General features: G+C 36.4%; 2 pseudogenes. Both read right to left on the minus strand.

Annotated elements, in window-relative coordinates:
- A pseudogene (locus PSF16_RS17320) lies at positions 1-313 on the minus strand (replication protein); the annotation flags it as partial.
- A gap of 791 nt (positions 314-1,104) precedes the next feature.
- Positions 1,105-1,346: pseudogene (locus tag PSF16_RS17325) on the minus strand (hypothetical protein); the annotation flags it as partial.

Here is a 1,346-nt window from a genome sequence, read left to right on the forward strand (position 1 = left end):
TTTGGTCTTTTCCAATATTTGATTGCATTTCAGTATATAACATTTCAAAAACTCGAGTTCCTGCATTTGTTAATTCACTCAATGCTTTTACGCCGTTGACAAATAATTTAATGAATTTAGTTGAATCAACTTCCTGAGACTCCCAAAAGCCAGCAATGGGTGTTTGTATCTCACCAGTTGTCGAACTAACAAGCATCATGTCGCCTCTTTTGTTGGTGATCCTTTTCGTTTTGGTTTGAATGCTAGATTTACTTAAAAAAGGATTTGTGTCGTAAAGAGACACTCCTCTTCTTGTGTCAATTGGTTGTGTCATGATGGTTATTCCTTTTGACTTATCAATAATCGCAATATAATCATTGATGTGTCAAAAATCAACTTGATTTTGACATATTATCTCCGGATTCTGACACATCATGTGTCCGATCCTGACACATTCGTTTTTTGATGTATTTGTTTTTATTCAATGACATACATTGGTTTTCATGATATCTCCCTTCTTAGATCTTAAACTTACCCTCAAAAAAACACTTAAATTCGATGGTAGCTCCCTCGCTTTGCTCGGGCAGAAAACATGCTTAATTTAAGCCGTTTTGAGCTGTTTTTATGTTTTTGAGTCCCTTTGGTTGTTCTTGAGGGTCAGCGTCGATTCTGATGCGTTCTAGGCGGTTTTGGAGTGGAAATCGGTCAAGGGTGAGCGTAGCGAATTCAGTTTACCCTTGACGGATTGGAGCGATTTTTATCATAGCGAGGGGTGTTTGTGTTCACGCAGTGAGCGCAAACACCTGTTAAGCGCAGTTGGTTTTTTAAAAGATTTAAAAGCGGCTTAACAGGTTGATGGCTAACTTCGTTAACCATCAACCAATACAAGTTTTATTTTTGGTGGGTCGTAAATAGTTCGCTCCGCTATTTTTTCAAACGGTTTATTTTTTTATGAACGGACATAAAAAAATAACTGCGTTTTCAAAAATACTATTGACGATTTTATTTTTAATTTTGTTTTTTAAATTGTTAAAAACTTAAAAAAAGAGAGCCAGCGGCAGGCTCAGGCAAAAACTCGTTTTTGGACAATCCAATCTGAAATGCTAGCATAGAAGAGTGGATTGTCTATCCTGCATTGCCATCTTCGTTTTTATCAGATAATGCAGCACTTACGCTTACTCGATGATATTCTTTAATGAATGCAAGCCTATCGCCATTCCATACAAAATCAGGATTAACCCAATACCATCCAACCGCTGGCATTGCAGCTATAAAATTTTTCTCAATTAACTCCGCTAATCCTCTACCAAAAGTGCTACGACTTATATTTTTTTCTCTTCGATCTATTCCTGTATAACTTAAATATA

Origin of the sequence: Providencia sp. PROV033 (assembly GCF_028484855.1) — a bacterium.
Lineage (GTDB): Bacteria > Pseudomonadota > Gammaproteobacteria > Enterobacterales > Enterobacteriaceae > Providencia > Providencia alcalifaciens.